Below are 26972 nucleotides of genomic sequence, written 5' to 3' on the forward strand. Positions count from 1 at the left end.
CCAGCCGTAACAGGCTGACGGCCTAAACCGGGTTACTCCGCCGGGATTTCTGCGTCAGGGGTTTCTTCCAGGTAGGTAGCCTGCCAGGCGCCGTCTGAATAGACAATTGTCGCTGAGTAGATGGTGCCGGCCGGGTCGAACGGGCGGGTCTCCTGGACCTCACCCGATTCGCCGAACGAAGTGTAGGCGTCAGGGTTGACGGTGATCAGGGCGTCAACCTCGACCTCCTCGGCTACCTCGTCCGCTGGGGTGGTGACGATGATCTGCTTGACCTTCGGCTGTCCGCCGAGAACCCAGCCGCCGTCCTCGTACATGGCCGCGAATTCCTCAGCCTCTTCGGTTGCTGCTTCGGCACCATCGAAGGTGGCGAGCAGCTGCTCGGTTTCACCGGTCCGCTGGTTGTAGGACTTCAGCTCGAAGACGTGATGCAGGAAGGCTCGTGCGCCTTCGGGGCTGGCCTCGGCCATGAGGTCGTTGGTCTCCGGAGCCTGGATGTTCTGCGCGGGTGCCGTGGAGCTCGCCGGCGTGGGAGCGGCGGCCTCGGAAGGGGCCGCAGGCTCTGATGCCTCGCCACAGGCGGTCAGCGAGGCGAGTGCGATGACGGCGATGGCCGCCGCGTTCTTGATTTTCATGGTTTCCCCAACAACTAGTACGTGGTTAGCGCCGCGGATAGCGGCAATCCCGCACCATCCTAGCCGTAGCCTTAGGCAACTAGCGGATTATTCCGGCGAGTGTGCGTGAGATCACCTAGGCTCGAGGGTCAGCCGGGGTCCTCGATCCCGTTGTCCCCACAAGGGTCTTTCCGCTGCCCGGGATGCTAACTTATTAGCGTGCTCACAGTGATCGGGGAAACCCTCATAGACGAAGTCATCAGCGATGTCTCCTCGCCACGCGCCCATGTTGGCGGCAGCCCCATGAATGTGGCTGTGGGCCTGGCCCGGCTGGGGCACCCCTGCCGGTTCATCGGGCGTTGGGGCGACGACCAGTACGGCCGGATGATCCATGAACACCTTCACAGCAACTCGGTGCTGACCCCGATCGGGCCAGATGGGCACCCCACCAGCATTGCAACGGCACGCCTGGACCCTGCCGGTGGTGCCTCCTACACGTTTCAGCTCGTCTGGGACCTGCCCACCGTCCGTGAGCAGATGGACCTGATCCTCGACGGCACCACACTGCTGCACACCGGCTCGATTGCCACCATGCTTGAGCCGGGAGCGGCCGAAGTGCTCGCCGTCGTCCAGCGGGCTCACCCATTGGCCACCATTTCCTATGACCCCAACTGCCGTCCCAGTATCGTCACCGATGTCGATTACGCCCGCGCGCAGGCCGAGAAATTCGTTGCCCTCGCCGACGTGGTGAAGGCCTCCGACGAGGATCTTCAATGGCTCTACCCGGGCCAGGACGTCTTCGAGACTGCACGGCTGTGGCTGGCTAAAGGGCCGGCCATGGTGGTGGTGACGCGTGGTTCCCTCGGTCCGTGGGCCGTCGTCGAACGCGGTGAAACGTCGGTGCCCGCGCCGGCCACCCAGGTGGTGGACACGGTGGGGGCGGGGGATTCCTTCATGTCGGCGCTCCTGGGCTCGCTGGCGGACCGCGGGCTCGTTGGGGCCCAGCTGCGGAATGACCTACGCCACATCTCCGTTGAACAGGTGGAAGCGGTCCTTGCCTACGCGGCAAAGGCGGCGGCAGTGACCGTTTCCCGTGCTGGCGCGAATCCACCGGTGCGCAGCGAGCTAGTAGCAGACCCCAAGTGAACCAGGAGCAGTAATGACCCGCGATCCGTACGCAGACCTGCCAGCAGTCCCCGCATTCGCCCTCACCAGCACTGACATTGAACACAACCAGCCGCTGGATGCGAGGCATGCGTCAGGAGTCATGGGGATCGATGGCGGGAAGGACCTGTCACCGCAGCTGTCCTGGAGCGGGTTCCCGGAGGGCACCAAAAGCTTTGCCGTGACGGTCTACGATCCGGATGCCCCAACCGCCAGTGGCTTCTGGCACTGGGCGGTCTTCAACCTCCCCGTGAGTACCACTTCCTTGCCTACTGGTGCCGGAGTCGAGGGGAGCACCGACCTGCCGGAAGGCACCATCCAGTTGAAGAACGACGGCGGCTTCAGCGGCTTCATCGGCGCTGCCCCACCGGCCGGTCATGGACCGCACCACTACCACGTTGTAGTGCATGCAGTAGACGTGGAAACCCTCGAGGTGCCCGCGGAAGGCAGCAACGCCTACCTCGGGTTCAACCTGTTCTCGCATACCCTTGGGCGGGCCCGCCTGATCGCCACCTTCGAGCAGTAGATCCCGCCCAACCAGCTTCCTCTCGATGCCCCGGACGCGTGTCACGCACCGGGGCATCGGCCTGCTCCGGGCAGGTACGCTTAAACTCACCTGCTCACTGAAGGAGTACCCGCATGCGCCTGGTCGCCAGCGACATGGACGGAACTATTGTCGGTCACGACGGCAAGATCAGTCCCCGCACCGTCGAAGCGTTTCAGAGGTGCCTGGATGCTGGTGTCGAGGTGGTGTTTGTAACGGGCCGGCCGCCTCGCTGGCTGGACCCGCTGCGTGAACAGCTGGGTCACCGTGGCACGGTCATCTGTTCCAACGGGGCCGTGACCTACAACCTGGATGATGAACGGGTGCTGAGCGCCCACCTGCTCGAGCACAGCAACATTCTGGCGGCTCGCGAAATCATCCTGGACCTCTATCCCGCGGCCGCTTTCGCCGCCGAGACCGTCACCGGATTCCACATCGAGCATGGGTTCGCCGAGGAGGGTTCGGTTGAACTACTCGCCGGCGCAGTCGCCATGCCCCTTGCGGATTCGCTCGCAGGTCAGGGCGTCATCAAGTTCCTGGCCCGTGAACGCGAGGTTTTGCCCGACAATTTCCTCAACCGGGTCCGCCCGGCGGTGGCCCATCTGGTGACTGCCACCCATTCTGCGCCCAGCGTTGCCCTCCTGGAGATGTCGATGCCTGGCATCAATAAGTCGGTAACCCTCGCCGAGTTCGCGGCCAGCCGGGGTATCAGCCAGGCCGACGTCGTCGCCTTCGGGGACATGCCCAACGACGTGCAGATGCTCAGTTGGGCCGGCACCGGCTACGCAATGGCGTCGGGGCACCCGGAAGCTATTGCCGCGGCGGATCAGCAGGCGCCAGCGTTTGAGGAGGACGGGGTGGCGCAGATTCTTGAGGAACGCCTCGCCGCGCTGAGGGCCTCCTTCTAGGCATGTTGCCGTACCTGCGAAACATCGGACTGGACGGGGAGCAACGGCCGCTCGCCCTGTCGCATCGCGGCTTTTCGCTCGACGGGCTGGAAAATTCGATGGTCGCTTTCGAGGCGGCAGCCGAACTGGGTTTCGGCTATTTGGAGATAGATATCCGCACCACCCGCGATGGAGTGGTCATGGTCTTTCACGATGAACTCCTGGACCGGGTTTGTGACGCATCGGGGCCAATAGCGGACCGGTCGTTGGAGGAGTTGCGGACCGTCCACATTCAGGGCACCGAACCGATCCCCACGCTCGAAGAGGTGCTGACCCGGTGGCCGGCGATGAAGTTGAATATCGACATCAAGGACGACGCCTCGGTGGAGCCTTTCGCTGACGTAGTTGAACGCCTGGGCGCGCATGACCGGGTGTTGGTTGCCTCCTTCTCGGACCGGCGGCGCCTGCGGGTCCTGAAGCGGTTGTCGCGACCGGTGGCGTCTTCGGCCGGTCAGGCGTATTCAGCGCTGCTTTGGTTGCTGAGTCCGCTGGGTCAGACCCGGCGCCTTGCCCGGATGCTCCGGGTCGATTGCCTGCAGGTTCCGGTCCGGCACGTCGGAGTGACAGTGGTGACCGAGCGCTTTGTCCAACGCTGCAGGCGGGCAGGGCTGCCGCTTCACGTCTGGACCGTCAACGACCCAGAAGCGATGGAACGGCTGCTCACCCTGGGTGGTGGCGTGGACGGTCTGGTATCCGACCGTGCAGACCGGTTGGCTGGGGTCATGCACCGCAGAGGGTACTGGCCCCAATAATCCCGTCCACCTCCCTCCACGGCCAGAAAAGTGCTTCGCCTGCAGATTAGTTGCTGCTCAACGACTAACCTGCGGGTGCGGCACTTTTTCGGCCGAGGTGGCTTCGGTCCACAGGTGAAACAGGGCATACGCCCGGTACGGCCGCCACCGTTCAGACTGGATGTCGGCTTCCTTGATGCTGGGGTTGCCCATGGCACGGCGCAACACCAGATCCCCCGGGGTGAAGGCATCCCGATCCCCGAGTACTCGCACCATCAGGTAGTCTGCCGACCATGGCCCGATCCCCGGGATGGCCAGGAGCTCCTGCCGGATGTCGGTGGGGTCGCCGTGGAGGATCAGCCCGTCGCAGAAGGCCCGGGCAACGTGCTGCACGGTGGCTCCGCGGGTTCGGGTCACGCCCACCGCACTGCGAAGCTGCTCCGGCGGCGCGGAGGCAAGCGCCTCGGGGGTGGGGAAGACGGTGAGGCCGGCCGCCCCGGGTGTTCCGTACGCAGCGGCCAACCGCCCGCCAAACGTGCCAGCGGCCGCCACCGAGACCTGCTGGCCAAGGACTGTCATGATCGCTGCTTCGAACGGTTCGGGATAGCCCACGGCACGCAGCCCGGGGCGGTGCCGGACCAGCGGACCCAGCAGGGCGTCGTCGTCGAACGCTGCTGCCACCGCCGTGAGATCGGTGTCCAGATCGAGCCAGCGCCGGATGGTTGCGGTGAGGCCGGGGACCTGGCTCAACGGCGCAGAAGTGCTCACTTCAACCCCGGACGAACCAACGGTGAGGGTGACAGCGTGGTGCCCGCTGGCGGTACTGAGGAGCCGGGTGTGTGAGCTGCCGGAGCGATCCGGAACCTCACAACCCGGGATGAAGTGGTTCGCGAGCAGGGCAACCATGGGTACGGTCTCGATTGACCCGTTGGCTGCGAGAAAGACGCTGTTCACCTACCGCAGCACCGGATCCGTCAGGGTTCGCAGGTACTCGAGGGCGTGTGGGCCGTACTCGCTCATTGCCGAATCGTCGGCGTGGATGAGGAGGCGCAACCACGATCCATACCGGTGCAGCCGCGCCAGTTGGAGTGCCGGTTCGACGGCGAGACGTAGCTCCGCGAGGGGGGCGTAATCGGTCCAACACTCAAGGTAGGCGCTGATGACGCAGCGGATCCGGGCATCGTCAACAGTTGTCTCCCACTGTTCCTGCATTACGGTCAACGGAACGTAGAGCGAACTGAACGGGTGGGCCCAGTAGGAGTCGCCGAAGTCGAAGAATCGTAGTGGCGCTGTGGTGGTGCCCGGGATGAAGGCGTTCCCTGAGTGCAGGTCGTTGTGTTCCAGGCTCAGGGGGACACCAGAGGCCAGGACCGCGGCAGCGGCTTCCTCCAGCGCCGGAATGCTGAGGTAGACCCCGTCGGCGGCCTGCGGCGAAAGATGCAACGGATGCTCGGGGGGCAGGCCGGTGTGGAGGAGCAGCTGGTTGCTGGCGAAATTTCCGGCGATCGCGGGGTCCATGCTCACTAGTCCGGCGGCGGCCAGCGGCATTTTATGGGGAATGAGTTGTTTTTGAAGGTCGGCGAAGTCCATCACCACCCGAACCCATAACTGGTAGTCAGTCGATTTTAGTGAGGCAAGGGTCTTTCCATGGTCAGGAGTGAGCATCCAGCCCTTGGCCGGCTCTATCGCCAGGGGAGTCACCACATGGTCCGGCACCAATTCGGACATGCACGCCACGAGGGCCGCCTCGGTGAACTGACCGGGGTTGTTCGCTTTGAACCAGAGCCGCCCGTGATTGGTGGGGACCGTCAGCTGGGTGGACCAAAACCGGATACGGGCCGGCTCCAGGGGGCCGGTCTGTGACAGGTTGCAACTGTCCAGCACCTGCGTGATCCACTGCTGGACCTGGTCCCGCCAATCGGGGGACGCCCAGACCTTTTGCAGATCCATCAGGACTCCGTCGGCTCGGCTGAATGAAGTCCGCCCGGCCGGTCCGTTTCCGTAGCGGTGATCAGCCGGTAGTACCCAGTGTGATTTCCCCTGCGCACGCCGCCCGACAGCCCGATCCTCAACATCACACCAGTTTAGGCACTACCAGGAGGGCGGGGCTCACCCAGGGCCTGCGTGGGGTGTGGGGTCAGGCGAAGGTGTCCAGCCAGTCGACGGCTGCGTCCTCGGAGGTGAAGAACTGCGCTGGGTGAGCGGCGTTATCGGCGAAGGCGGCGACTACCCGGTCAACGGGATCCTCGCCGAGCAGAGCGATGGCGGTAATGCCCTGCTCGGTGCAGATGGCCCGGCGGGCGGCGTTGGTGAACGTCACAGCTGTCATTCTCATCAGGATCCGCCGGGATCCGGGGTTGAGGAGCGATGCATCGAGAGTGGCCCGCGCGTCGTCGACAGAGACCACCGTTGACGGTCGCCACCAGACGTGCAGGATGCCGTCTTCCCGCAGGGTCAAACGTTGGGTTTCGCCGGCATCCGGGTGGCGTTCAGTAGTAGTGGTGATGCATGAAGTGTTCATGATGTGTCCTGAAGTCTCAGCAGATCCATTTAACTCAGTAGCAAGCGTCAATGGGGTACTTCGTCGTCCACGACAGTTTGGATGTGTCCGACAGCTCACCAAAAGACGTCCGCAGCCCTTCGATGCTGCTCCTGCGCGGGCGGAGCCTTCGGGTGAAGGACGACTTGTTTGCCTTCCTAGCGTGCGGTGGAAAGTAGCCCAGCCAGTTCCTGCTGCAGCTCGGGGAAACGCTGGTACCCGTCGGCGGACCCGAAATGGCCACCGCCGGGGATGGTGATGAGCGTTGCGTGCAGCCTGGCCGCGAGCCGGGCAGTGGCGGCAGGATGAACCACTGTGTCGTTGTCTGACCTGATCACTGTGCAACGGGAGACCACTAGTTCGTCGACGAAACCGTTGTCGGCGGTGAAGGGATCGAGGAGCGGAAGTGAAGCGACGGGTTCGGCGAACCCTGCGACCAGGATCAGCCCCCTGAGAGACCACCCCGGCTCCAGCGACGCCAGATAGCGAAGGGCGGTAATGCAGCCGAGACTGTGCGCAACGATCACCGTGTCCCCGGTGGGACGGCCGATGGCGCAGTGCAGTTCGGCAGTCCAACCGCTCTCCACAGGTTCATTCGGGGTCGGTAGTTCGAGCACCGTCACGCTGTCCTGTGCCGTGGTGAAGCGGGACTTCAACCAGGGAAACCAGTGCTCGCCGGGGGACGCCTGGTATCCATGAACCACGAAGATCTTCATCCGGCTCAGCCCAGCTTCGAAGGCCGGGACCCTTTGTCGGAGGCGTCGACGGCGTCGGGCCCGGTGAGATGTTCGCTGCCCCGCCAGCGGGCGAGCCCGTTCATCACGTGGTAGATCGCGAGTGTCGCTGCGGTACCCAGGGCAATGCCTTCGAAGGTGAGCTCCCCAATGGTCCAGGTGAAGTTGGCGATGCCCACCACCAGGGCAACCCCTGCGGTGGATAGGTTGATGGGGTTGGAGAAGTTGACCTGGTTCTGTACCCAAATCCGCACCCCGAGAATGCCGATCATGCCGTAGAGCACCACTCCTGCGCCCCCAATGACCCCGGCCGGGACAGTGGCGATCAGGGCGCCGAACTTCGGGAACAGGCTCAGCAGGATTGCGACAATGCCTGCCACCCAGTAGGCGGCCGTGGAGTACACGCGGGATGCCGCCATCACACCAATGTTTTCTGCATACGTGGTGGTTCCGGAGCCACCGCCGGACCCGGCGAGCATGGTGGCGAGGCCATCGGCCATCAGCGCGCGCCCGGTGACGGGGTCAAGGTCGCGGCCGGTCATTGCCGCCACCGATTTCACGTGGCCGATGTTTTCGGCGACGAGAACCAGCACCACCGGGATGAAAAGACCCACCACTGAGAGGTGGAACTCGGGGGTCTGGAATGGGGGGAGACCAATCCAGGCGGCGTCGCCGATCGCAGCGAAGTCCACCTCACCGCGCAGCATGGCGACAACGTACCCGGCCAGGACACCCACCAGGATGGACAATCGCCCGAGGATGCCCTTGAACAGGACCGTTACCAGCAGGATGACCACCACGGTGATCAGGGCGGTGAGGGGAGCCTGCTCAAAGCTGGCCTTGGCCGTGGGTGCGAGGTTCAGTCCGATCAGCGCGACGATCGCGCCGGTAACGATTGGTGGCATCACCACCTGAATCCAGCGGGAACCAGCCTTGTGCACAATGGCGCCAATGATCGCCAGCACCGCACCGGCCATGATGATGCCGCCAAGCGCCCCAGCGGGACCGTGCTGGCTTTGGGCGGCGGCGATCGGCGCGATGAACGCGAAGCTTGACCCGAGGTAGCTCGGTACCTTCCCCGCGGTAATGATCAGGAAGAGGATGGTGCCAATGCCCGAGAACAGGAGGGTGGTTGCCGGGGGGAACCCGGTAATCAGGGGGACCAGGAACGTGGCGCCGAACATGGCGACGACGTGCTGGGCGCCAATACCGATCGTCCGCGGCCAGCTCAGCCGCTCATCAGGGGCAACGAACTGCCCCGGCAGGACGTTCTTCCCGTCGCCGTGAACTGTCCAAGCGGTACCGAACCTGCTCATGGCTGTGCCTTCCAAAGATGTGGGGTGATCTGTCGGAAATCTTACCGTCCGGCGCGGGATGTTACGTTGCACTCATGTCATTCACAGTCGAAGGCCAAACAGTCCTCATCACCGGTGCCGCCAGCGGGATGGGTCGGCTGTACGCGGAACGCGCTGTCAGGGAGGGGGCAGCAGCCGTGGTGCTCTGGGATGTGGACGCCGAGGCCCTCGGTGGGGCCGCCGATTTCCTGAGCGGTGCCGGCTCCTCGGTGCACAGCTACGTGGTTGATCTCGCGTCCCTGGAGGAGATCACGACGGCGGCCGCCGTGCGGAACGACGTCGGGGTCCCGACCGTGCTGGTCAATAATGCCGGCATCGTGCGCGGGAAGTACTTCTGGGAGCACGACCAAGCGGCCGACATCGCTCTGGTGATGAACATCAACACGCTCGCGCTCATGCATCTGACCCGGGAATTCCTGCCGGACCTCATCGCGGCGGGAAACCAGGCACGCATCCTGAACGTCGCGTCAGCGTCCGGCACCCTGTCGGTGCCCCGTATGAGCGTGTACACCGCCTCGAAGTGGGCAGTCATCGGATGGAGCGACTCGCTGCGCCTCGAGCTGCGCGAAGCCGGGCACAACCACATCAAGGTCACCACCCTGATTCCCAGTTACATCAAGACCGGCATGTTCGAAGGTGCCCGAGGGCCACTGTTCACGCCGCTGATGGACCCGGCAGACGTTGTCGATAAGGCCTGGCGGGCGATGCTGGTGGGGCGTGCCCGCCTTCAGCTGCCCTGGTCGGTGGCCCTGGGCAGCGCGCTGCGTGGGCTTCTTCCCCAGCCGGTCTGGGATGTGGTGGCTGGCCGGGTTTTCAAGGTGTACAGCTCCATGGAGCACTTCACGGGCCGCGCCAGCTGAGCTGCCACCCACCAGAAGACCGCCACCCGTTAAAAAATGTCCCAGCCAGCGATCCGCTGGCCGTTCTGTCAAGAAGGAACCCTAGATGACCAGTAGTCCAACACTAATTGCGGGCGGCTCCGGTGCTCAGGATGGTGCCGTCGCTGAGGGAACGACCGCGGCGGACCGCCTGCGCCGCACCTTCGATGACGGGATCACACGGCCACTCGCGTGGCGCCGAGCCCAATTGCAGGGCCTGGTGCGGATGTTCGCCGAACGGGAACAGGACTTCGCCGACGCGTTGCAGACAGATCTGGGCAAGAGCCGTCTCGAGGGACTGGTTTCTGAGCTCTCGCTGGTCCGGGCGGAGGCCGAGTTTGCTCTCAGGCATCTGGCGGAGTGGACCAGCGTCGAAAGGGTACGGGTCCCGATCGGCCTGGCGCCGGCGTCGGCCCACCGGGAGCCTCAGCCCCTGGGAGTGGTGCTGATCATCGGGCCCTGGAACTATCCGGTGCAGTTGCTGCTGTCGCCCCTGGTTGGTGCGCTCGCCGCCGGGAACTGCGCGGTCCTGAAGCCGAGCGAACTAGCGCCCGCCACCTCGGCTGTGATCGCTGACCTCCTGCCTCGATATCTCGACGGCGCGGCCGTGGAGGTGGTGGAAGGCGGACCCGAGGTGAGCACCGAGTTGCTCACCCAGAAGTACGATTCCATCTTCTTCACCGGAGGTGCACGCGTGGGGAGGATCGTCGCCAAAGCCGCTGCTGAGCAGCTCACCCCTGTCACCCTCGAGCTGGGAGGCAAGTCCCCCGCCGTCGTGATGGACGGAGACCTTCGCGCCGTGGCCCGGCGTCTGATCTTCGGTAAATTCCTTAACGCCGGGCAGACCTGCGTCGCTCCCGATTACGTGCTCGTGAAGGCGGGGCTGGAATCACAACTCCTGAAGCAGCTGAAACGGGCGCTCGCCGAGTTTTACGGCAGCGATCCCAGCCAGAGCAGTGACTATGGCCGGATTATCAACGAAACCCACTTCGATCGTCTGGTGGGGCTCCTGGATAGCGGCCGCATCTACGCTGGCGGCTCGCACGACCGGGCCACCCGATACCTCGAACCCACACTGTTGACCGAGGTGCAGCCGGACTCGCCGGTCATGCACGACGAGATCTTCGGACCAATCCTGCCCATCCTGACCGTGAGCGGGATGGATGAAGCGGTGGAATTCATCGCCGCCCGGCCCGCCCCTCTCGCTGCCTACCTGTTCAGCAGGAGCAGCGCGGTGCAGCAGAGCTTCGAAGCCCGGGTCCGAGCCGGCGGGATCGGCCACAACGCCTGCAACCTGCACCTGACGGTTCCCGGACTGCCTTTTGGAGGCGTCGGTGACAGCGGGACGGGCGCCTACCACGGGCGCTATTCCTTCGACACTTTCAGCCAGCTGCGGGGAGTGCTCTCCAAAGGGACCGGCATCGACACCCTGCGCCTCGCCTACCCTCCTTACAGCGGTCTGAAGAAGTGGCTCTTGCGCCGGCTCCTCTGACCACCCCCGAGGGTTACCCGATCACCCCGTCCACCAGTGCTTTCGCTTCGTCCTGGACCTGCTTGAGGTGGTCGGCACCCTTGAAGGACTCGGCGTAAATCTTGTACACGTCCTCCGTACCCGAGGGGCGTGCAGCGAACCAGGCGTTCTCGGTGGTGACCTTCAACCCACCGATTGGAGCCCCATTGCCCGGTGCTTCCGTGAGCCGGGCCGTGATGGTCTCGCCGGCCAGGGTGGTGGCTGAGACATCCGTCGGCGAAAGCTTCCCCAACGCCGCCTTCTGGTCCCGTGTCGCTGCCGCGTCGATCCGCGCGTACACCGGTGACCCGAACCGGTCGGTCAGGCTGGCGTAGTGCTGCGACGGGGTGCGACCGCTGACCGCAGTGATTTCCGAGGCTAGCAGGGCCAGCAGGATGCCGTCCTTGTCTGTGGTCCAGGTGGTGCCGTCGTGACGCAGGAAGGAGGCCCCCGCGGATTCCTCACCACCGAAAGCCAGGCCACCGGACAGCAGGCCCGGTACAAACCATTTGAAGCCCACCGGAACCTCTTCGAGCGTTCGGCCCAGATCCGCTGCCACCCGGTCAATGATCGACGAGGACACGAGGGTCTTCCCGACGACGGCGTCTTGCCGCCACTGCGGCCGATTCCGGTAGAGGTAATCGATGGCGACGGCGAGGTAGTGGTTGGGGTTCATCAGGCCCGCATCCGGGGTGACGATACCGTGCCGGTCCGCATCGGCGTCGTTACCGGTAGAGATATCAAACTCGGAGGACCGGGCAATCAATGAGGCCATGGCCGACGGCGAGGAGCAGTCCATCCGGATCTTCTCATCCCAGTCCAGGGTCATGAACGCCCACTGCGGGTCAACTGACGGGTTGACGACTGTCAGGTTCAGGTTGTGGGTCTCACCGATGGCACCCCAGTAATCTACTGCTGCGCCCCCCATGGGATCCGCACCGATGTGCAGACCGGATGCCCGGATGGCGTCGAGATTGAGGACGCTGGGCAGGTCCTCAACATAGTGCTGCAGGAAATCGTAGGTTCCGATGCCCTCTGCCTGCAGCGCCTGGCTGGCGGGCACCCGTCGGACCTCCCGCAGGCCGCCCTCCATCAGGGTGTTGGCTCGATCGGCGATCCAGTTGGTGGCGTCGGAGTCGGCGGGTCCCCCGTGCGGTGGGTTGTATTTGAAACCGCCGTCACCGGGAGGGTTGTGCGAAGGGGTGATGACGATGCCGTCTGCCTGGTCTGCGCCGCGCGAGTTGTAGGCGAGGATGGCGTGCGATACGGCCGGGGTGGGGGTGAAGGCGCCACGGGCATCCACACGGACCGTTACATTGTTGGCGGCAAGCACCTCCAGCGCCGTCTGCTGGGCGGGATCCGAAAGCGCGTGAGTGTCCTTGCCCATGAAAAGGGGACCGGTGATGCCCTGCCCGGCCCGGTATTCAACGATCGCCTGGGTGATCGCTGCAATGTGTCCTTCGTTGAAGGACGCCTTGAGTGAGGAGCCGCGATGTCCCGACGTGCCAAACGCCACTCGTTGTGCCGGGTCGCTGAGATCGGGAACGACGTCGAAATACGCGTCCAGAAGGGAAGTAATGTCGACGAGATCGCTGGGTAGGGCGACTGTGCCCGCTCGGTTTGCCATTGCTACAGCATGCCAAAGAACCGGGACGAATACAGCCCCGGACGCTAATTGTGGCGGAGTGTGCCGCGTAGGCCGTGCAGCAGCACAACAGAATCAGGGTTTGAGGGCGTGGATTCGTTCAATCGAGCCGGCCTTAAGACGCTCGACTTCGACGACGGTGAACCCAGCAGCCTCCACCAGGGGCAACTGTCGGCGCGTGAAGTACTCACCCGCCATGCGGACTGTGGCCCGCTCCAACAGCCATTGCATCGCGTATACCGGTGGCCAGCTGCTCGCCACGTGATCCAGAAGGAGCAGGCGTCCGCCGGGCACCAGCACCCGCTTGGCTTCTCCGATGGCTGAGGCTGGGTTGGGTATCCCACACAGCGACAGCCCGCAGAGAACGGTATCGAACGAGCTGTCCGCGAAGGGAAGGTCTTCGGCGTTGCCTACCCTCAAATCCATCGGGCGGCCCAGACGGGATGCCCGTCCGGCGGCAATGCTCAGCATCGCCGGGCTGAGATCGATCCCGCTGACCTGCGAGTCGACCGGGAGATGGGGCAGATTCAGCCCGGTGCCGACCGCCACTTCAAGGACGCGCCCGGTTGCCCGGGCCCCCAGCCATTCCCGGCCACCGCCAAACTAGAACCGATCCAGGAATGCGATCTGCCGGTCATAGCTCGCAGCGTTCTGCTCCCAGGCCCGCAAAACCCTGGCCGTCTGGTCTTCTGCTGGGGTCATCGTGGTCTCCTCCAAGTGATAAGTTCGCTGTGTACTTAGCCAAATACAGGAAAGGTGCCATCCCATGAGTGAACAGATTGACAAGGAACGCGACGACGCGGCGGAGTCGGTCGGCGGGTCCGACAAGATCGATGCTGGCGGCTACGGTGGTCCCGGCCCGGCAAGTGAACTTCCCGAGGGTAAGGAAGTCGAAAGCGAGGATAACCGGGAGAACGACGACGACTCCTGATCCACGGGGTTGATCCCGGCGGCTGCCGCTAGACCCGGATTTCGCGTTTAAGGATCTTGCCGGTCGGGCCCTTGGGGAGGGCCTCCACCAGCAGGACTCGCCGAGGGTACTTGTAGGCCGCGACGCGTTCCTTGGTGAATTCGAGTATTTCGGAGCTCAGGCGCTCGCGGGCGGCGTCGTCCGCCGGTTCCGCTTCGGCTCTGATGCCGACAACGGCCACGATCTCCTCGCCCTGCAGCTCATCAGGAACACCAATAACTGCTGCTTCGGCGACTGCCGGGTGCTCGTAGAGAACTTCTTCGATCTCGCGTGGGTACACGTTGTACCCGCCACGCAGGATGATGTCCTTTTTGCGGTCCACGATGAAAATGGCTCCGTCCTCGTCAAATCTGGCAAGATCGCCGGTCCGGAACCAGCCGTCGGGGATAGCGGCGGCGGTGGCGTCGTCGTTGTTCCAGTAGCCCTTCATGACGCAGTGGCCGCTGACTGACAACTCGCCCACCTCGCCGGTAGGCACCTCCGCGCCGTCGGCGTCGAGCATCCGTACCTGGACGCCGTCGACCGGGGTCCCGATCGAGCCCGGTTTCCGTACTGTCCCGCGTCGGTTGAAGCTTACGATCGGCGATGTCTCCGACAAGCCGTATCCTTCCAGCAGCTCGGCACTGAAAACCCGCTCAAATTCGTGGAGCACCTCCACGGGCAATGCGGACCCTCCCGAAACCGCCACGCGCAGCGACGACAGGTCGGTCTCCGCGACCGAGGGGTGCCGCAGCATCGCGATGTACATGGTGGGCACCCCTTCGAAGATGGTTACCGAGTCGCGGGCGATAATCTCAAGGGCCTTACCTGGTTCAAACCTGGGTAGGAGGGTCACGGTCGCGCCGGTCAGTACTGATGCGTTCAAGGCGCAGGTCTGCCCAAAAATGTGGAAGAACGGCAGCCCCCCAAACAGCACATCCCCGGTGGCGATTCCCATCAGGTCCCGTGATATCTCAGCGTTTCGGCGCAGGTTGACGTGCGTCAGGGCGGCGCCTTTTGGCCGTCCGGTCGTTCCAGAGGTGTAGAGCAACACCGCGGTGTCCTCGTCATCGACCTCGACCACCTGCGGTGCTGGTTCAGTAGTTGAGAGCTGCTGCATGAAGGCGCCCGAATCGACAGCGATTACCTCGAGAGTTGTTCCCTGCGCCGCGCTGGCCGCAATCTGTCCGACCGCCGACTCAGCCTCCGATGCCACCCCCTCCCACGCGAAGACCAGGCGTGCCCCAGAATCGTCCAGATGATAGGCAATTTCCCGGGCTTTCAGCAGGGGGTTGAGGGGAACCACCACCGCACCGAACCGCAGAACGCCGTAATAGATAAATGCCATCTGCGGAATATTCGGCATGATCAGGGCTATCCGGTCGCCGGCTTGCACGTCTTTCTGTGCAAGCAGCCCTGCAACCCGTTGGCTCCACTGATCGAGCGCCGAGAAGGTGAGCTCGACGTCGTCGAGCTTGATCGCTACCGCCTCCGGGTGCTCGTGGGCAGTGGAAGTGAGGTTGTTGGCGAGGTTAGGCACGCGATCTCCTTTGATCAGGCTAGTTACTGATGAGTAACAGTCTGTTTCATGGAGTCGGGCTGCGCAATGGGGGCCGGGTCAGCGGGACGCCACAGGCGCCCACCAAATGCAGGTGGACGCCTGTGAAGAGTGGAGAGATTAGCGCACGCCCATCATCAGCTTCTTGATGGCTGGGGTGCCAACAACCAGCACTCCGCCGATTACTATCACCGAAATGCCAAGCACCGAGAAGTAGGTGCCCTCAGTTGATGGATCGTAGCGGCTCGCCAGAATGCCGGACAGCGTTGTCCCGAGGGAGATCGAGAGGAAGTTCAACGCAACCATCTGGGTCCTAAAGACTTCCGGCGCCAATTTGGTGGCCACCGACAGGCCGATGGGGGAGATCAACAGTTCGGAAATTGTGAAGACCAGCAAAGTGATTGCCATGGCGACTAGCGGGGTTGTGTTCGCGCCGCCGCCAGCGAACGGCAGGAACATCAGGTACGCGAGGCCGATCCCGATCAATCCGAAGGCAAACTTCAGGGGAGATGATGGCTGTCGGTCGCCCAACTTGGTCCACATTGCCGCGAAGATGCCGGCAAGCACGATGACGTATACCGGCACAAAGGAAACAATCCACTCAGGCAGAATCTCCAGGCCGAAGAAGTTCCGATTCAGCCTTTCCTCGGAATAGACGATGATCAGGGTGAACAGCTGCTGGTAGAGGGCCCAGAATGCGGCACTGGCAATAAACAGCGGAATGAAAGCCATGGTCTGCTTTCGCTCCGGAGCGGAAACCTTCGAGCTCGTCAGGATGACAGTGAAGTAGCCTGCTGCCGCGAGGATGGCCGCCCATGCCATTACCTGGGCCAGGTTGTCGGTACTGATCAAGCCGCTGAGGAAGGCGACAGTGACCACAGCAACGGCAGCGAATGCGATAGCGATCCACCGGAGGTATTGGGACCGGGGAAGGGGGTTCTCGATGACGTGCGCGTCGGCGGAGAAATGCTTCCGGACGATCGAGTATTGCACCAAGCCGATTGCCATGCCTATCGCTGCGGCTCCGAACCCGATGTGGAATCCTGCGGTATCACGCAACCACCCCGTGAGGAGTGGGCCAAACAGGGCGCCGAGGTTGATGCCCATGTAGAAGATGGAGAATCCAGCATCGCGTCGCTGGTCCTTCTTGCTGTACAGGGTGCCGACCAGAGAGGTGGCGTTTGCCTTCAATCCGCCAGAGCCGACTCCCACCAGCACCAGTCCGATGGTCAGTCCCACCCCGCCGGGGAGGACGGCTAGCGAGATGTGCCCCAACATGATCAGGATGGCCGAGTAGAACAGGGCCTTCTCGGACCCAAGCACGCGATCTGCGAGCCACGCGCCGAGAATTGTTGAGAGGTAGACGCTTCCGCCATAGGCACCCACCAGAGTGAGGGCCAAGCCCTGCTCAATGCCCAGGCCGCCAGCGGTGACTTCGAAGTACATATAGAACGCAAGGATCGCCTGCATTCCATAGAACGAAAACCGTTCCCACACTTCAAGGCTGAAGAGGTGGGCCAGCATTCGAGGGTGACCAAAAAAAGAGGTATCCGCCGAGCGGGGCGGTGAACTATGCGATGTGATCATTTATACGATGGTGTCACTCCACCAGGCCGGTGTCATCTGGGCCCCAGGCCGATTCGAGTTGGGCTGCAACCGACAGTAACTGGGCCTCACCGCTGGGGCGTCCAATGAGCTGGATACCCATTGAAAGCCCGGCTTCAGTGGTCAGGGTCGGCAGCGCGATGGCAGGCAAGCCGCAAACATTAACCATCGATGTGAACGGGGAGTACTGGCATTGCCTGAGGTAGTCGGTGTCCCCGTCCTCGGACGTGTACCACCCTATTGGCCTGGGGGTCTGCCCGAGCGCTGGGGTGAGGATGAAATCGTGAGCCGAGTACTGGGTGATGGTTTCCTGCTCAAACTGTCGCAGAATATCGATCGCCGCAACCAGGTCAGCCGCGCTTCGTGACAGCGCCCGCTCGCGCATGGTGGCGGCAAGCGGGGTGAGTAGCCGTTCATTGCCTGGCGGGATGGGCGCCGTCGCCAGTGCCGCTGTCCAGACGGTCTGAAAGGCTTGATGGTAGCGACTGTCGTAGGTGATCGAGGCTTCGACGACGTCGTGCCCGGCCGCGATGAGCGCCTCAATCCCCTTCTCGTAGGCGGCACGTGCCGCTGGGTCGAGCGCAATGTCGAATGCCGAGGCGAACGGTGACAGCGTACTGGCCCCGATGCGGAACGTGCCCTCCGCCTGGAGGGCAGCGTCGAGGAATGACGACGACGGCGGCACCGCGCTGGTCGCACGGAAATTTGGGGCATCCACCATCGCATCGAGAAGGAGTGCCGCGTCCGCCGTCGTGCGGGCCAGCGGCCCGGCGACCACAAATTGTCCGAGGTCGGCCTGCCCCGACAGGGACGGGATTCGGCCACGATTCGGTTTCAGTCCGATCAGCCCCGTGGCCGACGCCGGAATACGGACAGACCCGCCGCCGTCACTGCCTGGAGCGAAGGGGATCATGCCCGCAGCAACAGCTGCGGCACTGCCGCCCGAGGAGCCGCCCGGGCTGAACGCCGGATCGAGCGGATTGCGGGCAGCTGGTGCAATGTCATTCTCGCTGTGGCAGCTGAGGCCGAACTCGGGCACCTGGGTTTTGCCCAGACTGATTGCGCCTGCTCTGCGCAGGATGGCCACCAGCGGAGAATCGCTTGTCGCGATCGCCGGGGGAAACGCTGCGGTACCGAAGGTGGTGGGGACACCTGTGACATCGGCGAGATCCTTGTGGGCCAGGGGCATCCCGTGCAGTACCGGAAGCGACCCGGCAGCAGGCGATGCCAGCCGGTCATCGGCCGCTGCGGCTTCTCTCATGGCCAACTCACCGGTCACGGCGATGAACGATCCGAGGCCCGGATTGAGCTCATCAATCCGATGCAGGTAGTGGGCGGTCAGCTCCCGGGAGCTAAGTTCCCCGCGGGCGATTGCGTCACGCTGGGCCAACGCTGTCAGTTGGTGCAGTTCCGTCACTGAATGCTCCCCGGCAGTCTGGCGGCCAGGGGTTCCCCAACTGCTATCGCGTCAGCACTTCCCACGTAGGTAACGCGAGGACGACGACCGGTGGTGCCGGCGAGGATGGTGGGTTGATCAGCGGGCATTGTTACCTCCCGTTTGGGTACAGCATTGTGGGTGAGGTTCGTCTCCCACTATAGGCTTGGCGAAATAGGACCTTTGGGAAGGGGTTTGCCGATGAGCGAGTCCGAGAATGTCTCGATCGAGTCAATTGCCGACAGCAGCGCTGTGTTGGATGTCCGGGAGGACTACGAGTGGGAGGCAGGCCACATTGACGGGGCGGTGCACATTCCGATGGAGCAGATTCCAGCCCGCCTGGATGAACTTGACCCGGACACCGACCTGCACGTAATTTGCCGGACCGGTGGTCGCTCCCAGCAAGTCACGCAGTGGCTGGTTGCCAATGGCTACTCGGCAGTTAACGTCACTGGTGGGATGGGTGCCTGGCTTGAGGCAGGTAAGCCGATGGTCTCCGACACCAATCAGCCGCCCACCGTTCTGTGACTGTGAGGAATCCATGAGTTCTCGCGTTCCGGAGGCGTCCTATACTTTCCTGGGCCCGGAGGGCACCTTCACGGAGGCAGCTCTCTTGCAGGTTCCCGGCGCCGACGTCGCCCGGCGGGTACCGGCGCCGACGGTGAACGCAGCCCTGGACCTGGTGCGCAGCGGTTCCGTTGAGGCCGCGATGGTGCCAATCGAGAACTCAGTCGAGGGCGGGGTGAGTGCGACCCTTGACGCCATCTCCCAAGGCGAGCCCCTGCGGATAATCCGCGAAGTACTGGTTCCCATCACCTTCGTCCTGGTCGCCAAACCAGGGATGCAGTTGAACGAAGTCCACACCATCTCCACTCACGGGCACGCCTGGGCTCAGTGCCAGTTGTGGACCACCCAGAATATTCCAGGGGCAGAATATATGCCGGGTTCATCCACGGCCGCAGCGGCTGTGGGCCTATTGGAAGCAGACTGTCCGTACGATGCAGCGATTTGTTCACCTTTCGTAGCTGAGCGGTTGGGCTTGCCGGTGCTGGGAAGTCACATCGGGGACGTCGCGGATGCAGTTACCCGGTTCATTCTGGTGAGCCGGCCCAACATCCTGCCCGAGCCCACCGGCGCCGATAAAACCACTCTCGTCATCCCGCTGCCGGAAGACCACCCCGGTGCACTGATGGAGATCCTCGACCAGTTTGCTGCCCGTGGAGTGAACCTGAGTCGGATCGAATCCAGGCCCACCGGCCAGTTCCTCGGTGACTATTTTTTCAGTATCGACGCCGAAGGCCATATTGCTGATGCCCGGGTGGCCGACGCGTTGCAGGGGTTGCATCGGATCAGCCCCCAGCTGCGCTTTCTCGGTTCGTACGCCAGGGCCGATCGGCGCGAACACTCAGTCGCCAGGCACACCTCAGACGAAGCCTTCAAGGCAGCTCGGATCTGGGTGGAATCGCTCCAGCAGAGTGACTAGGTGATCGCCACCGGTTATTTCGCGAACGCGGCCCGGTCGCCTGGAGGCGGGGTGTGCCAAGACCTTAGTCGAAGACATTCCCCGACCGTTGTCAACCAGTTCCGGGATGCTCGGGTACCCCAGTAGACCGCGATCGGATTCGACCGTTCGGCCAGCTGTTTACGAAACGTGCTGGCTTTCTACTTCCCTCGGCTTAGCGTTAGTGCTGCAAGTCACGAAACCGTTTACGTAAACCGTTTGCGCGCAGGGTTTCGTGACTCCTCAGAGGGGAGGGAACCGTGACAACGATCAGGGATGTGGCACAACAAGCTGGCGTTTCGCCTGCCACTGTGTCCAGGGTTATCAACGGCCTGGTTGGCTATACGGACGCCACACGCCAGCGCGTGGAGGGGGCGATTGCAAAACTCAACTACGAGCCGGACTCCCTTGCGCGAACGCTCAAGACCCGTCAGACGTCCGTTATTGGCCTCCTGGCACCAATGGTGTCCGATGCCCTCGCCTCCGAGGTGATGCGGGGGGTCGAGGATGCAGCTCGTGAGCGCGGCTACGCGGTTATGCTCGGCCGGACAGGCGTGAAGTCCACCTTCATCGCCGGCTACCTGAGAACCCTACGCACCTACCGCGCCGCTGGGGTTATCCTGATCTCGGCCGTCATCACCCCGGAAATGCGTCAACTCCTGGGCCCCGCCATCCCGATCATCTCCGTTGCCATTAGCGATAACTCCGGTTCACCGAGCGTCGCGATCAACGATGAACTCGCTGCCTATGATGCCACCCGGTACCTGTTGAAGCTCGGTCACCGGCGCATCGGTTTACTTGCCGGAGATCCACTATCCATTTTCGTCGCAAAACCCCGGCAGCGCGGCTATGAACGGGCGATGAACGAGGCAGGCTGCGCGACGGTTACGGCGGCAGGCACATTCTTCTACGAGAGTGGCGCTTCCGGCCTCGCTCAACTCCTTCAACAGGACCCGGGCCTGACCGCCATTTTTGCCATGAGCGACGAAATGGGTGCCGCCGTCGTCAATGAACTCCAGAAGCTTGGTCGAAGAGTTCCCGAGGACGTTTCAGTGCTTGGCTTCGACAACACCTCGACCTCACAGCATGTTCACCCAGCCCTGAGCACGATCGCGCAGCCCCTGGAGGACATGGGACAGATCGCCGTAAGGAAAATTCTTCGGTCCCGGGATCTCGGTCCACGGGTAGTGCAGCACCGGTTGGTCAAGCGTGGATCGACGGGCCCGCCGCGGCCCGGTTCCTGACGTCACCACACAATTCCTTCTCACCATCACCATCACCAAACACACAAGGAGCAGTACATGAGGCAACGTCGCCAACACCGGCACATCCTTTTCGGCACGGCAGCATTTGCCATCTCAGCCCTCGCGCTTTCGGGCTGCGCGGGTGGCGAAGTATCCGAGGACGAAGGAACAGCCGTATCCGAAGCAGAATTTGAGGGCCGTGGTCCCATCAACTACGTCTCTTCGCGAGATGCTTCGGGGGCTGCACAGGACAGTCTCGACAAGTGGAATTCCGAGCATCCCGATGAGCAGGTGACTCTGATCGAGCTCCCGGACTCGGCCGATCAGCAGCGTCAGCAGCTGATCCAGAACGCGCAGATTGAGTCGGACACCTTCAGCGTGCTGAACCTCGATGTCGTCTGGACCTCCGAGTTCGCGGCGAACCGGTGGATCGAGCCGCTCCCCGAGGATGCGCTACCCACCGATAGCATGATCCCCGCTACGGTCGATGCCGCGTCTTACCGCGACACGCTTTACGGGGCTCCGTACTACACGGATGGCGCCCTGCTCTACTACCGGACCGACCTGCTGGAGGCGGCAGGGATCGACTCGCCCCCAGCAACCTGGGACGAGATGGAGGCTGCGTGCGACGCCATCCTTGCGCTTCCCGAGGGACAGGACATGTCCTGTTACGCGGGCCAGTTTGATAAGAACGAGGCACTCACCGTGAACTTCACCGAGGCTGTAGCCTCGGCAGGCGGCGCGGTGTTCGACGAGGAAGGCAACCCGACCGTCGATTCTCCGGAAGCCTTGGCTGGATTGACCCAGTTGAGTGATGCCTTCGCCGACAACCTCGTTCCGAGTGACGCCATCACTTATCTCGAAGAACAGGGACGTCGGGCCTTCCAGGACGGCGAAGTGGTGTTCTTGCGAAACTGGCCCTTTGTGTACGCGTCGTTGACCGCTACTGACGGTTCTAGCCAGGTGCTGGACAAGTTCGGCATCAGCTCGGTCCCAGGCATTGGAGACAATCCCGGCGTTTCCACCCTTGGTGGCCGAAACCTGGCCATTTCGCCGTTCACCGCCAATAAGGCCACGGCTCTGGATTTCATCAAGTTCTTCACCAGTGAAGAAGAATCTCGCGCCCGGCTGGACAAGAGTTCGCGTGCACCGGTGTATGCGTCTCTTCTGGAGGACCCGGCCGTTGTTGAGCAACGGCCGTTCTACCCCACCCTCCTGGAGTCGCTGGAGAATGCACAGCCCCGTCCAAAGGTAGTCCAGTATGGCGCCACTACAACGGCTATCCAGGAAGAAGCATACGCAGCGCTGACAGGCGACAAGGACCCTGAAGCGGCACTCGCCGATATGCAGGCGAAGCTCGAGGAATTGTCCGCCGAATAGTGACACTCGTGTCCGCCCNGGGCGGACACGGCACGTATCAGAATCTGTTGCAAATCAAGTGAGGACCACATGAGTACGAGAACTTCCGCGTCCGCGCGGTCGACGTCGGGTGCCCGCCCACTCGGGCGGAATAAACCCGGTAAACGCACAGCAGGCGAAGGTCGGATGGCGGCGATGCTGCTCTCTCCAACCCTTCTCGTGCTCGCCCTGGTCATTGCCTACCCCTTGATTTCGGCGCTCTACCAGTCCATGTTCCGGCAGCAGTCGGGCCTCGACGCTGACGGGTTCGTGTCTGAAGGAGAAGTCTTCGTTGGGCTCGGAAACTACACTGATCTTTTCGTTGGTGAGACAGGTGCCCGGTTCCTCAATGCCTTCGGTAACACCACCTTCTTCACCGTCACCACCGTCGCACTCGAAACCATTCTGGGCCTCTGCCTTGCTCTCGCGATGAACCGGGCCTTCCGTGGCCGGAGCTTCCTCCGGGCAAGCATTTTGATTCCCTGGGCTATCCCCACGGCCGTCTCGGGCCTCCTGTGGCGATGGATTTTCCAGTCGGACGGCATCGCCAACAATCTGATCGGAAGCGAGATCCTGTGGACCGCCGAAGGCGTCGCATCGAAGGTGGCAATCATCGTGGCGGAGGTCTGGAAGACCGCACCCTTCATCGGTCTGCTAGTTCTGGCAGGTATGCAGATCATTCCGGAGGAGGTCTACGAGGCGGCAAGAATTGACGGTGCCGGGTTCTGGCGCCAGGTTCGCTCCATCACTCTTCCACTCGTCAAGCCCACACTCCTGGTTGCGGTCCTGTTTCGCCTGCTCGACGCTCTGCGAATGTTTGACCTCCCGTTCGTGCTGATCGGTCCCGGCAAGGAATCAGTCGAAACTCTCTCGATGCTCGCCTGGGACGAATCAAACCAACTGCGGTACGGCTCGGCATCGGCATTCGCGATCATCCTGTTCCTTTATGTTGCGGTTGTTGCAATCGCTTTCGTCAAAATCCTCGGCGCGGATGTCGCCGGGACCAAAGAGGTGCGGGCGTTGAGCCGAGCCACCAGCACCCGAAAGGTCAAGGCAGCCCGATGACACAGATTCCCGTAATTCCGGCCGTTGAAACACCCGCCGAGGCAGCACCCAAGCGTCTGGGAAAGCGGCGAGGGTGGAAATCCTATTCGGTGTACGTAGGCCTGGCCGCAATCCTCGTCTACTGCCTGGCACCGTTCTATTGGATGCTGGTTTCGAGCTTCCGACGTACATCCGACATTTTCGACAACAGCCTCCTTCCTCAGCCGTTCTCCGCCGAAAACTACTTCAAGGTTTTTGACGGTTCCACCATGTTCGGGCAGGCACTGCTCAACAGCCTGATTGTTGCCGGCGTCACCACTGCGGCCGCGCTGGTTCTGGGAATCTTCGCGGCGTACGCTATCTCCCGGCTTAACTTCCGGTTCAAATCGGTGATCCTGGGCGTCATCATTGCAACATCAATGTTCCCCGGCATCTCAGTTGTTGTTCCCTTGCTGCGGCTCTTCACCGATATCGGCTGGATCAACACCTACCAGGCGATGATTGTGCCCAACCTTTCCTTTGCGATCCCGCTAGCCGTATGGAATCTGACCACCTTCATGAAATCACTGCCGTTTGACCTTGAGGAAGCCGCCATGATCGACGGCTGCAGCAAATGGCAGGCATTCCGGAAGGTGTTGCTTCCCCTTGCGGCGCCGGGTGTCTTCACCACCGCAATCCTTACTTTCATCCACAGCTGGAATGAGTTCATCATTGCTCTCTCGATGGTCAACGACCCTGCGATCCAAACTGCGACGGTCGCCATTTCCAAGTTCACTGGTGCTACCGAGTTTCAGGCACCCTTTGGGGAGCAGATGGCCGCGGGGGTGATTGTCACCATTCCCCTGGTGATCATGGTGCTCATTTTCCAGCGCCGCATTGTTGAGGGTCTCACCTCCGGGGCCACCAAATGAACGATCCGTGGTGGCAGACAGCTGTCATATACCAGGTATATCCGAGGTCTTTCGCCGACGGCGATGGTGATGGAGTAGGGGATCTGGCGGGTCTGCTGGCTCGACTTCCGTACATCGCGTCTCTCGGTGTGGACGGCATCTGGCTAACTCCATTCCAGCCTTCACCCCAGGTGGATCAGGGCTACGATGTCAGCGATTACTGCGATGTCGACCCCCTCTTTGGGACCCTTCAACAATTCGATCAACTTCTCGATCTTGCCCACTCGCTGGGCCTGAGGATAGTGCTCGACGTCGTTCCCAACCACTGCTCGTCGGAGCACCCGCTATTTCAACAAGCGATCAGCTCGTCGCCGGGCTCGTCCGAGCGGGCGATGTTCCATTTCGCCGACGGCCCCGATCCCGTCACGCCCCCAAATAATTGGCAGAGTGTCTTCGGTGGCAGCGCGTGGAGCCGAGTAAATCCGGGCTCGGACTCCGACCACCAGTGGTATCTGCACCTGTTCTCGCCGGCGCAACCGGACTGGAACTGGCGCAACCCGTTGGTCGGGGACTACTTCGCGGAGGTGCTGCGTTTTTGGTTCGACAGGGGAGTGGATGGACTGCGCATCGACGTAGCTCATGCACTGTTCAAGGCTGAGGGCCTGCCGGATGCGGCAACCACGGGCACCGTCATCGACGGGCTCAGATCAAATCCACTTGTGTCGGACCAGGAGGAGGTCCACGAAGTGTATCGGCGCTGGCGAACGCTAACCGATTCGTACACCCCGGAGCGTTTCCTTGTGGGCGAGGTCAACCTCGAGCCGCAGCGGGCGGCGCGGTATACCCGCAGCGACGAGATGCATCAGGCGTTCGCCTTTGCGTTCGTCCGCCTGGGCTGGGACGCAAATGAGTGGGCTGGTGTTGGGCGTGAGCTTGAAACAGCCCGGCTGGAACATGGTGCATCGCCCACTTGGGCTCTGGAGAACCATGACATTGTTCGTTCGGCAACACGCTTCGGAGGTGGCAGCCGCGGCGTGGCGCGGGCGCGGGCAGGTCTCCTGGCCATTCTTGGCCTACCCGGGGGAGCCTACATTTATCAGGGGCAGGAGCTTGGGCTGGCGGAGGTCGAGGTGCCAGTGGGCGCACGGGTGGATCCCATGTGGGAGCGCGGTGGGGTTTCCCGCGACGGCGCGCGAGTGCCGCTGCCCTGGACGGTGGCGCCCGAAAAATCCCATGGCTTCTCACTCGTCGATTCACCATCCTCGCCGTGGCTTCCGCTTCCGTCGTCGTGGGGGGCATCGGCTGTCGAGGTGCACCAGGCGGATGAGCATTCGACGCTCCGTCTAGTCACCTCCGCGCTTGAACTGCGGCGTCAGCTGGCTTTTAAGGGCGTGCTCGACTCCAACGATGCTGGCGTCTGGCGGGTGGGGAACGGAAACCTGCTCATGTGTGAACGCGGATCGGAGTTCTTTGTTGCTGTGGCCATGGGGGATGCACCAGTACGGTTGCCTACCGGCAGCACGGTGGTCATCGCTTCCTCGCCCCAGGCTGAGGAGGGCTGGTTGGAGCCGGATAGTGCGGCGTGGGTGCTTCGGCGCTGAAACGGCAAGCGAAGTACTCATACCGGGATCCTGAATGCCTAGCCCTGGAGCGGCCCGGTAGCCTGTTCTGGTGATGGGCATTCACATCGGCACCTCCGGATGGAGCTACGTCCACTGGAATGACGTGATCTATCCCGCAGGCACCGCCTCCAGTAAACGGCTGAGCTATTACGTGCAGCGGTTCGGAACGGTGGAACTCAACGCGAGCTTCTACCGTTGGCCGCGCGACACCACATTCGCTGGTTGGCGCAGCAGGCTTCCCGAAGGATTTCTTCTCTCAGTCAAAGCGCCACGAGGGCTCACTCACGGCAAGAAGTTGTACCAACCTGAGGTGTGGGTCGAACGCATCACCCGCTGCTGGCATGAGCTCGGGGATAAACGCGCCATCCTGCTCGTCCAGCTCCCGCCGGGCCTGCACCGTGACGACGCCCGTCTCGATTACTTCCTCGGACTGCTGCCGGACTGGATCCGGGTCGCCGTCGAGTTCCGGCACCACAGTTGGGACGACGAAGGCGTCTACTCACTGCTGGAACGCCACGGTGCGGCGTACTGCGTGATGAGCGGGGCACACCTGCCGTGCGTCCTCCGGGCCACTGCCCCGTTTGTCTATCTGAGGATGCACGGACCCGACTCCGAGCATTTGTACGGCGGTTCCTATACCGACGCCGAGCTGCAGTGGTGGGCGGGCCGGATCCGGGAATGGCAGGGAGCGGGAAAGGACGTTTACGTGTACTTCAACAACGACGGCGGCGGCAACGCGGTGCGGAACGCCGATAGCCTGCGTGCCATCCTTGGCGTGGGATAGCCTGCGGTGCCCTAATCAGGAATACGCAGTAGGCTGATCTTCTCAATCCGGAAAGGTGGCCCAATGCCCAGACTTCGCCGCAGCGACTGTGAAAAGCCGGGCATTACTCGCCGTCGACACGGTAAGGGGTTCGGCTACCGGCTAGCCGACGGAACCCCGTTACGTGACGCCGCTGATCTTCGACGCATCAAGGACTTGGCCATCCCGCCGGCATGGCAGGATGTCTGGATTGCTCCCTACCCCAATGGGCATATTCAGGCGCTGGGTACCGACGCCGCGGGCCG

The 26972-nt window shown here is 62.8% G+C and carries 27 protein-coding genes; 15 read left to right on the forward strand and 12 right to left on the reverse strand.

Going from position 1 to position 26972, the window contains the following annotated elements:
- Positions 1-32: 32 nt before the first annotated feature.
- A complete protein-coding gene (locus K728_RS0114525; protein ID WP_019484029.1) occupies positions 33-632 on the reverse strand; it encodes a DUF6318 family protein in 600 nt (199 codons plus the stop codon).
- Between the two features lie 198 nt (positions 633-830).
- Between K728_RS0114525 and K728_RS0114530 the strand changes: the two genes are divergently transcribed.
- The 4 genes from K728_RS0114530 to K728_RS0114545 all read left to right on the forward strand — a co-directional run bounded on the left by K728_RS0114530 (position 831) and on the right by K728_RS0114545 (position 4018).
- Positions 831-1757 carry a carbohydrate kinase family protein gene (locus tag K728_RS0114530; protein ID WP_019484028.1) on the forward strand — a complete coding sequence of 309 codons (927 nt, stop codon included), beginning with the start codon at positions 831-833 and terminating at the stop codon, positions 1755-1757.
- Positions 1758-1770: 13 nt separating this feature from the next.
- Positions 1771-2301: a YbhB/YbcL family Raf kinase inhibitor-like protein gene (locus K728_RS0114535; protein ID WP_019484027.1), complete on the forward strand. Its 531-nt coding sequence runs from the start codon at positions 1771-1773 to the stop codon at positions 2299-2301.
- Between the two features lie 113 nt (positions 2302-2414).
- Positions 2415-3227: an HAD family hydrolase gene (locus K728_RS0114540; protein ID WP_019484026.1), complete on the forward strand. Its 813-nt coding sequence runs from the start codon at positions 2415-2417 to the stop codon at positions 3225-3227.
- Between the two features lie 2 nt (positions 3228-3229).
- On the forward strand, positions 3230-4018 hold the full coding sequence (locus K728_RS0114545; protein WP_019484025.1) for a glycerophosphodiester phosphodiesterase: 789 nt from the start codon (positions 3230-3232) through the stop codon (positions 4016-4018).
- A gap of 57 nt (positions 4019-4075) precedes the next feature.
- Here the strand turns inward: K728_RS0114545 and K728_RS0114550 are convergent, their stop codons facing one another.
- The 5 genes from K728_RS0114550 to K728_RS0114570 form a co-directional block, all read right to left on the reverse strand.
- Entirely contained in the window at positions 4076-4951 is an 876-nt protein-coding gene (locus K728_RS0114550) for a DNA-3-methyladenine glycosylase family protein (RefSeq protein WP_019484024.1), read from the reverse strand.
- Positions 4952-5947, reverse strand: a complete 996-nt coding sequence (locus tag K728_RS0114555; RefSeq protein ID WP_019484023.1) for a phosphotransferase — start codon at positions 5945-5947, stop codon at positions 4952-4954.
- Between the two features lie 187 nt (positions 5948-6134).
- Positions 6135-6518, reverse strand: coding sequence for a DUF7793 family protein (locus tag K728_RS0114560; protein ID WP_019484022.1), 384 nt, complete (start codon positions 6516-6518; stop codon positions 6135-6137).
- Positions 6519-6694: 176 nt separating this feature from the next.
- Positions 6695-7252 carry an RBBP9/YdeN family alpha/beta hydrolase gene (locus K728_RS0114565; protein ID WP_019484021.1) on the reverse strand — a complete coding sequence of 186 codons (558 nt, stop codon included), beginning with the start codon at positions 7250-7252 and terminating at the stop codon, positions 6695-6697.
- A gap of 5 nt (positions 7253-7257) precedes the next feature.
- Positions 7258-8586, reverse strand: coding sequence for a uracil-xanthine permease family protein (locus K728_RS0114570; protein WP_019484020.1), 1329 nt, complete (start codon positions 8584-8586; stop codon positions 7258-7260).
- A 74-nt stretch (positions 8587-8660) separates the two neighbouring features.
- On the opposite strand from K728_RS0114570, the gene K728_RS0114575 reads away from it, so the two are divergent.
- Positions 8661-9485 (forward strand): SDR family NAD(P)-dependent oxidoreductase, encoded by an 825-nt coding sequence (locus K728_RS0114575; RefSeq protein ID WP_024477145.1) that lies wholly within the window; start codon positions 8661-8663, stop codon positions 9483-9485.
- Between the two features lie 85 nt (positions 9486-9570).
- Positions 9571-10995 carry an aldehyde dehydrogenase family protein gene (locus K728_RS0114580; protein WP_019484018.1) on the forward strand — a complete coding sequence of 475 codons (1425 nt, stop codon included), beginning with the start codon at positions 9571-9573 and terminating at the stop codon, positions 10993-10995.
- A 13-nt stretch (positions 10996-11008) separates the two neighbouring features.
- On the opposite strand, the gene pgm is transcribed toward K728_RS0114580, so the two are convergent.
- Both pgm and K728_RS19580 read right to left on the reverse strand, forming a co-directional pair.
- The gene (pgm, locus tag K728_RS0114585) at positions 11009-12640 is read right to left on the reverse strand and encodes a phosphoglucomutase (alpha-D-glucose-1,6-bisphosphate-dependent) (RefSeq protein WP_019484017.1); all 1632 of its coding nucleotides are present in this window, start codon (positions 12638-12640) and stop codon (positions 11009-11011) included.
- A 93-nt stretch (positions 12641-12733) separates the two neighbouring features.
- Positions 12734-13240, reverse strand: coding sequence for a class I SAM-dependent methyltransferase (locus tag K728_RS19580; protein WP_272942581.1), 507 nt, complete (start codon positions 13238-13240; stop codon positions 12734-12736).
- 184 nt (positions 13241-13424) lie between these two features.
- Between K728_RS19580 and K728_RS21015 the strand changes: the two genes are divergently transcribed.
- Positions 13425-13589 carry a hypothetical protein gene (locus K728_RS21015; RefSeq protein ID WP_019484014.1) on the forward strand — a complete coding sequence of 55 codons (165 nt, stop codon included), beginning with the start codon at positions 13425-13427 and terminating at the stop codon, positions 13587-13589.
- Between the two features lie 28 nt (positions 13590-13617).
- Here the strand turns inward: K728_RS21015 and K728_RS0114600 are convergent, their stop codons facing one another.
- The 4 genes from K728_RS0114600 to K728_RS22410 form a co-directional block, all read right to left on the reverse strand.
- Entirely contained in the window at positions 13618-15147 is a 1530-nt protein-coding gene (locus K728_RS0114600; protein ID WP_019484013.1) for a long-chain-fatty-acid--CoA ligase, read from the reverse strand.
- A 138-nt stretch (positions 15148-15285) separates the two neighbouring features.
- A complete protein-coding gene (locus K728_RS0114605) occupies positions 15286-16752 on the reverse strand; it encodes a peptide MFS transporter (protein ID WP_024477146.1) in 1467 nt (488 codons plus the stop codon).
- Between the two features lie 13 nt (positions 16753-16765).
- Positions 16766-18187 (reverse strand): amidase, encoded by a 1422-nt coding sequence (locus K728_RS0114610; protein WP_019484011.1) that lies wholly within the window; start codon positions 18185-18187, stop codon positions 16766-16768.
- Positions 18184-18315: a hypothetical protein gene (locus K728_RS22410; protein WP_272944196.1), complete on the reverse strand. Its 132-nt coding sequence runs from the start codon at positions 18313-18315 to the stop codon at positions 18184-18186. Before K728_RS22410 ends, K728_RS0114610 begins: the two co-directional genes overlap by 4 nt.
- 91 nt (positions 18316-18406) lie before the next feature.
- Here K728_RS22410 and K728_RS0114615 point away from each other — a divergent pair, with 91 nt between their 5' ends.
- From K728_RS0114615 to K728_RS0114650, 8 genes are all read left to right on the forward strand, one after another.
- A complete protein-coding gene (locus tag K728_RS0114615) occupies positions 18407-18733 on the forward strand; it encodes a rhodanese-like domain-containing protein (protein ID WP_019484010.1) in 327 nt (108 codons plus the stop codon).
- 13 nt (positions 18734-18746) lie between these two features.
- On the forward strand, positions 18747-19688 hold the full coding sequence (pheA, locus tag K728_RS0114620; RefSeq protein WP_019484009.1) for a prephenate dehydratase: 942 nt from the start codon (positions 18747-18749) through the stop codon (positions 19686-19688).
- 278 nt (positions 19689-19966) lie between these two features.
- Entirely contained in the window at positions 19967-20950 is a 984-nt protein-coding gene (locus tag K728_RS0114625; RefSeq protein ID WP_083850969.1) for a LacI family DNA-binding transcriptional regulator, read from the forward strand.
- Positions 20951-21007: 57 nt separating this feature from the next.
- The gene (locus K728_RS0114630) at positions 21008-22330 is read left to right on the forward strand and encodes an ABC transporter substrate-binding protein (RefSeq protein WP_019484007.1); all 1323 of its coding nucleotides are present in this window, start codon (positions 21008-21010) and stop codon (positions 22328-22330) included.
- Positions 22331-22399: 69 nt separating this feature from the next.
- The gene (locus K728_RS0114635; protein WP_116778876.1) at positions 22400-23413 is read left to right on the forward strand and encodes a carbohydrate ABC transporter permease; all 1014 of its coding nucleotides are present in this window, start codon (positions 22400-22402) and stop codon (positions 23411-23413) included.
- A complete protein-coding gene (locus tag K728_RS0114640) occupies positions 23410-24303 on the forward strand; it encodes a carbohydrate ABC transporter permease (protein WP_019484005.1) in 894 nt (297 codons plus the stop codon). The genes K728_RS0114635 and K728_RS0114640 overlap by 4 nt, the downstream gene beginning before the upstream one ends.
- A complete protein-coding gene (locus K728_RS0114645) occupies positions 24300-25883 on the forward strand; it encodes an alpha-amylase family glycosyl hydrolase (protein ID WP_024477147.1) in 1584 nt (527 codons plus the stop codon). Before K728_RS0114640 ends, K728_RS0114645 begins: the two co-directional genes overlap by 4 nt.
- A gap of 73 nt (positions 25884-25956) precedes the next feature.
- Positions 25957-26688, forward strand: a complete 732-nt coding sequence (locus K728_RS0114650) for a DUF72 domain-containing protein (RefSeq protein ID WP_019484002.1) — start codon at positions 25957-25959, stop codon at positions 26686-26688.
- Positions 26689-26972: the final 284 nt, after the last annotated feature.

It is taken from the genome of Arthrobacter sp. CAL618 (assembly GCF_000468215.1).
Lineage (GTDB): Bacteria > Actinomycetota > Actinomycetes > Actinomycetales > Micrococcaceae > Arthrobacter_D.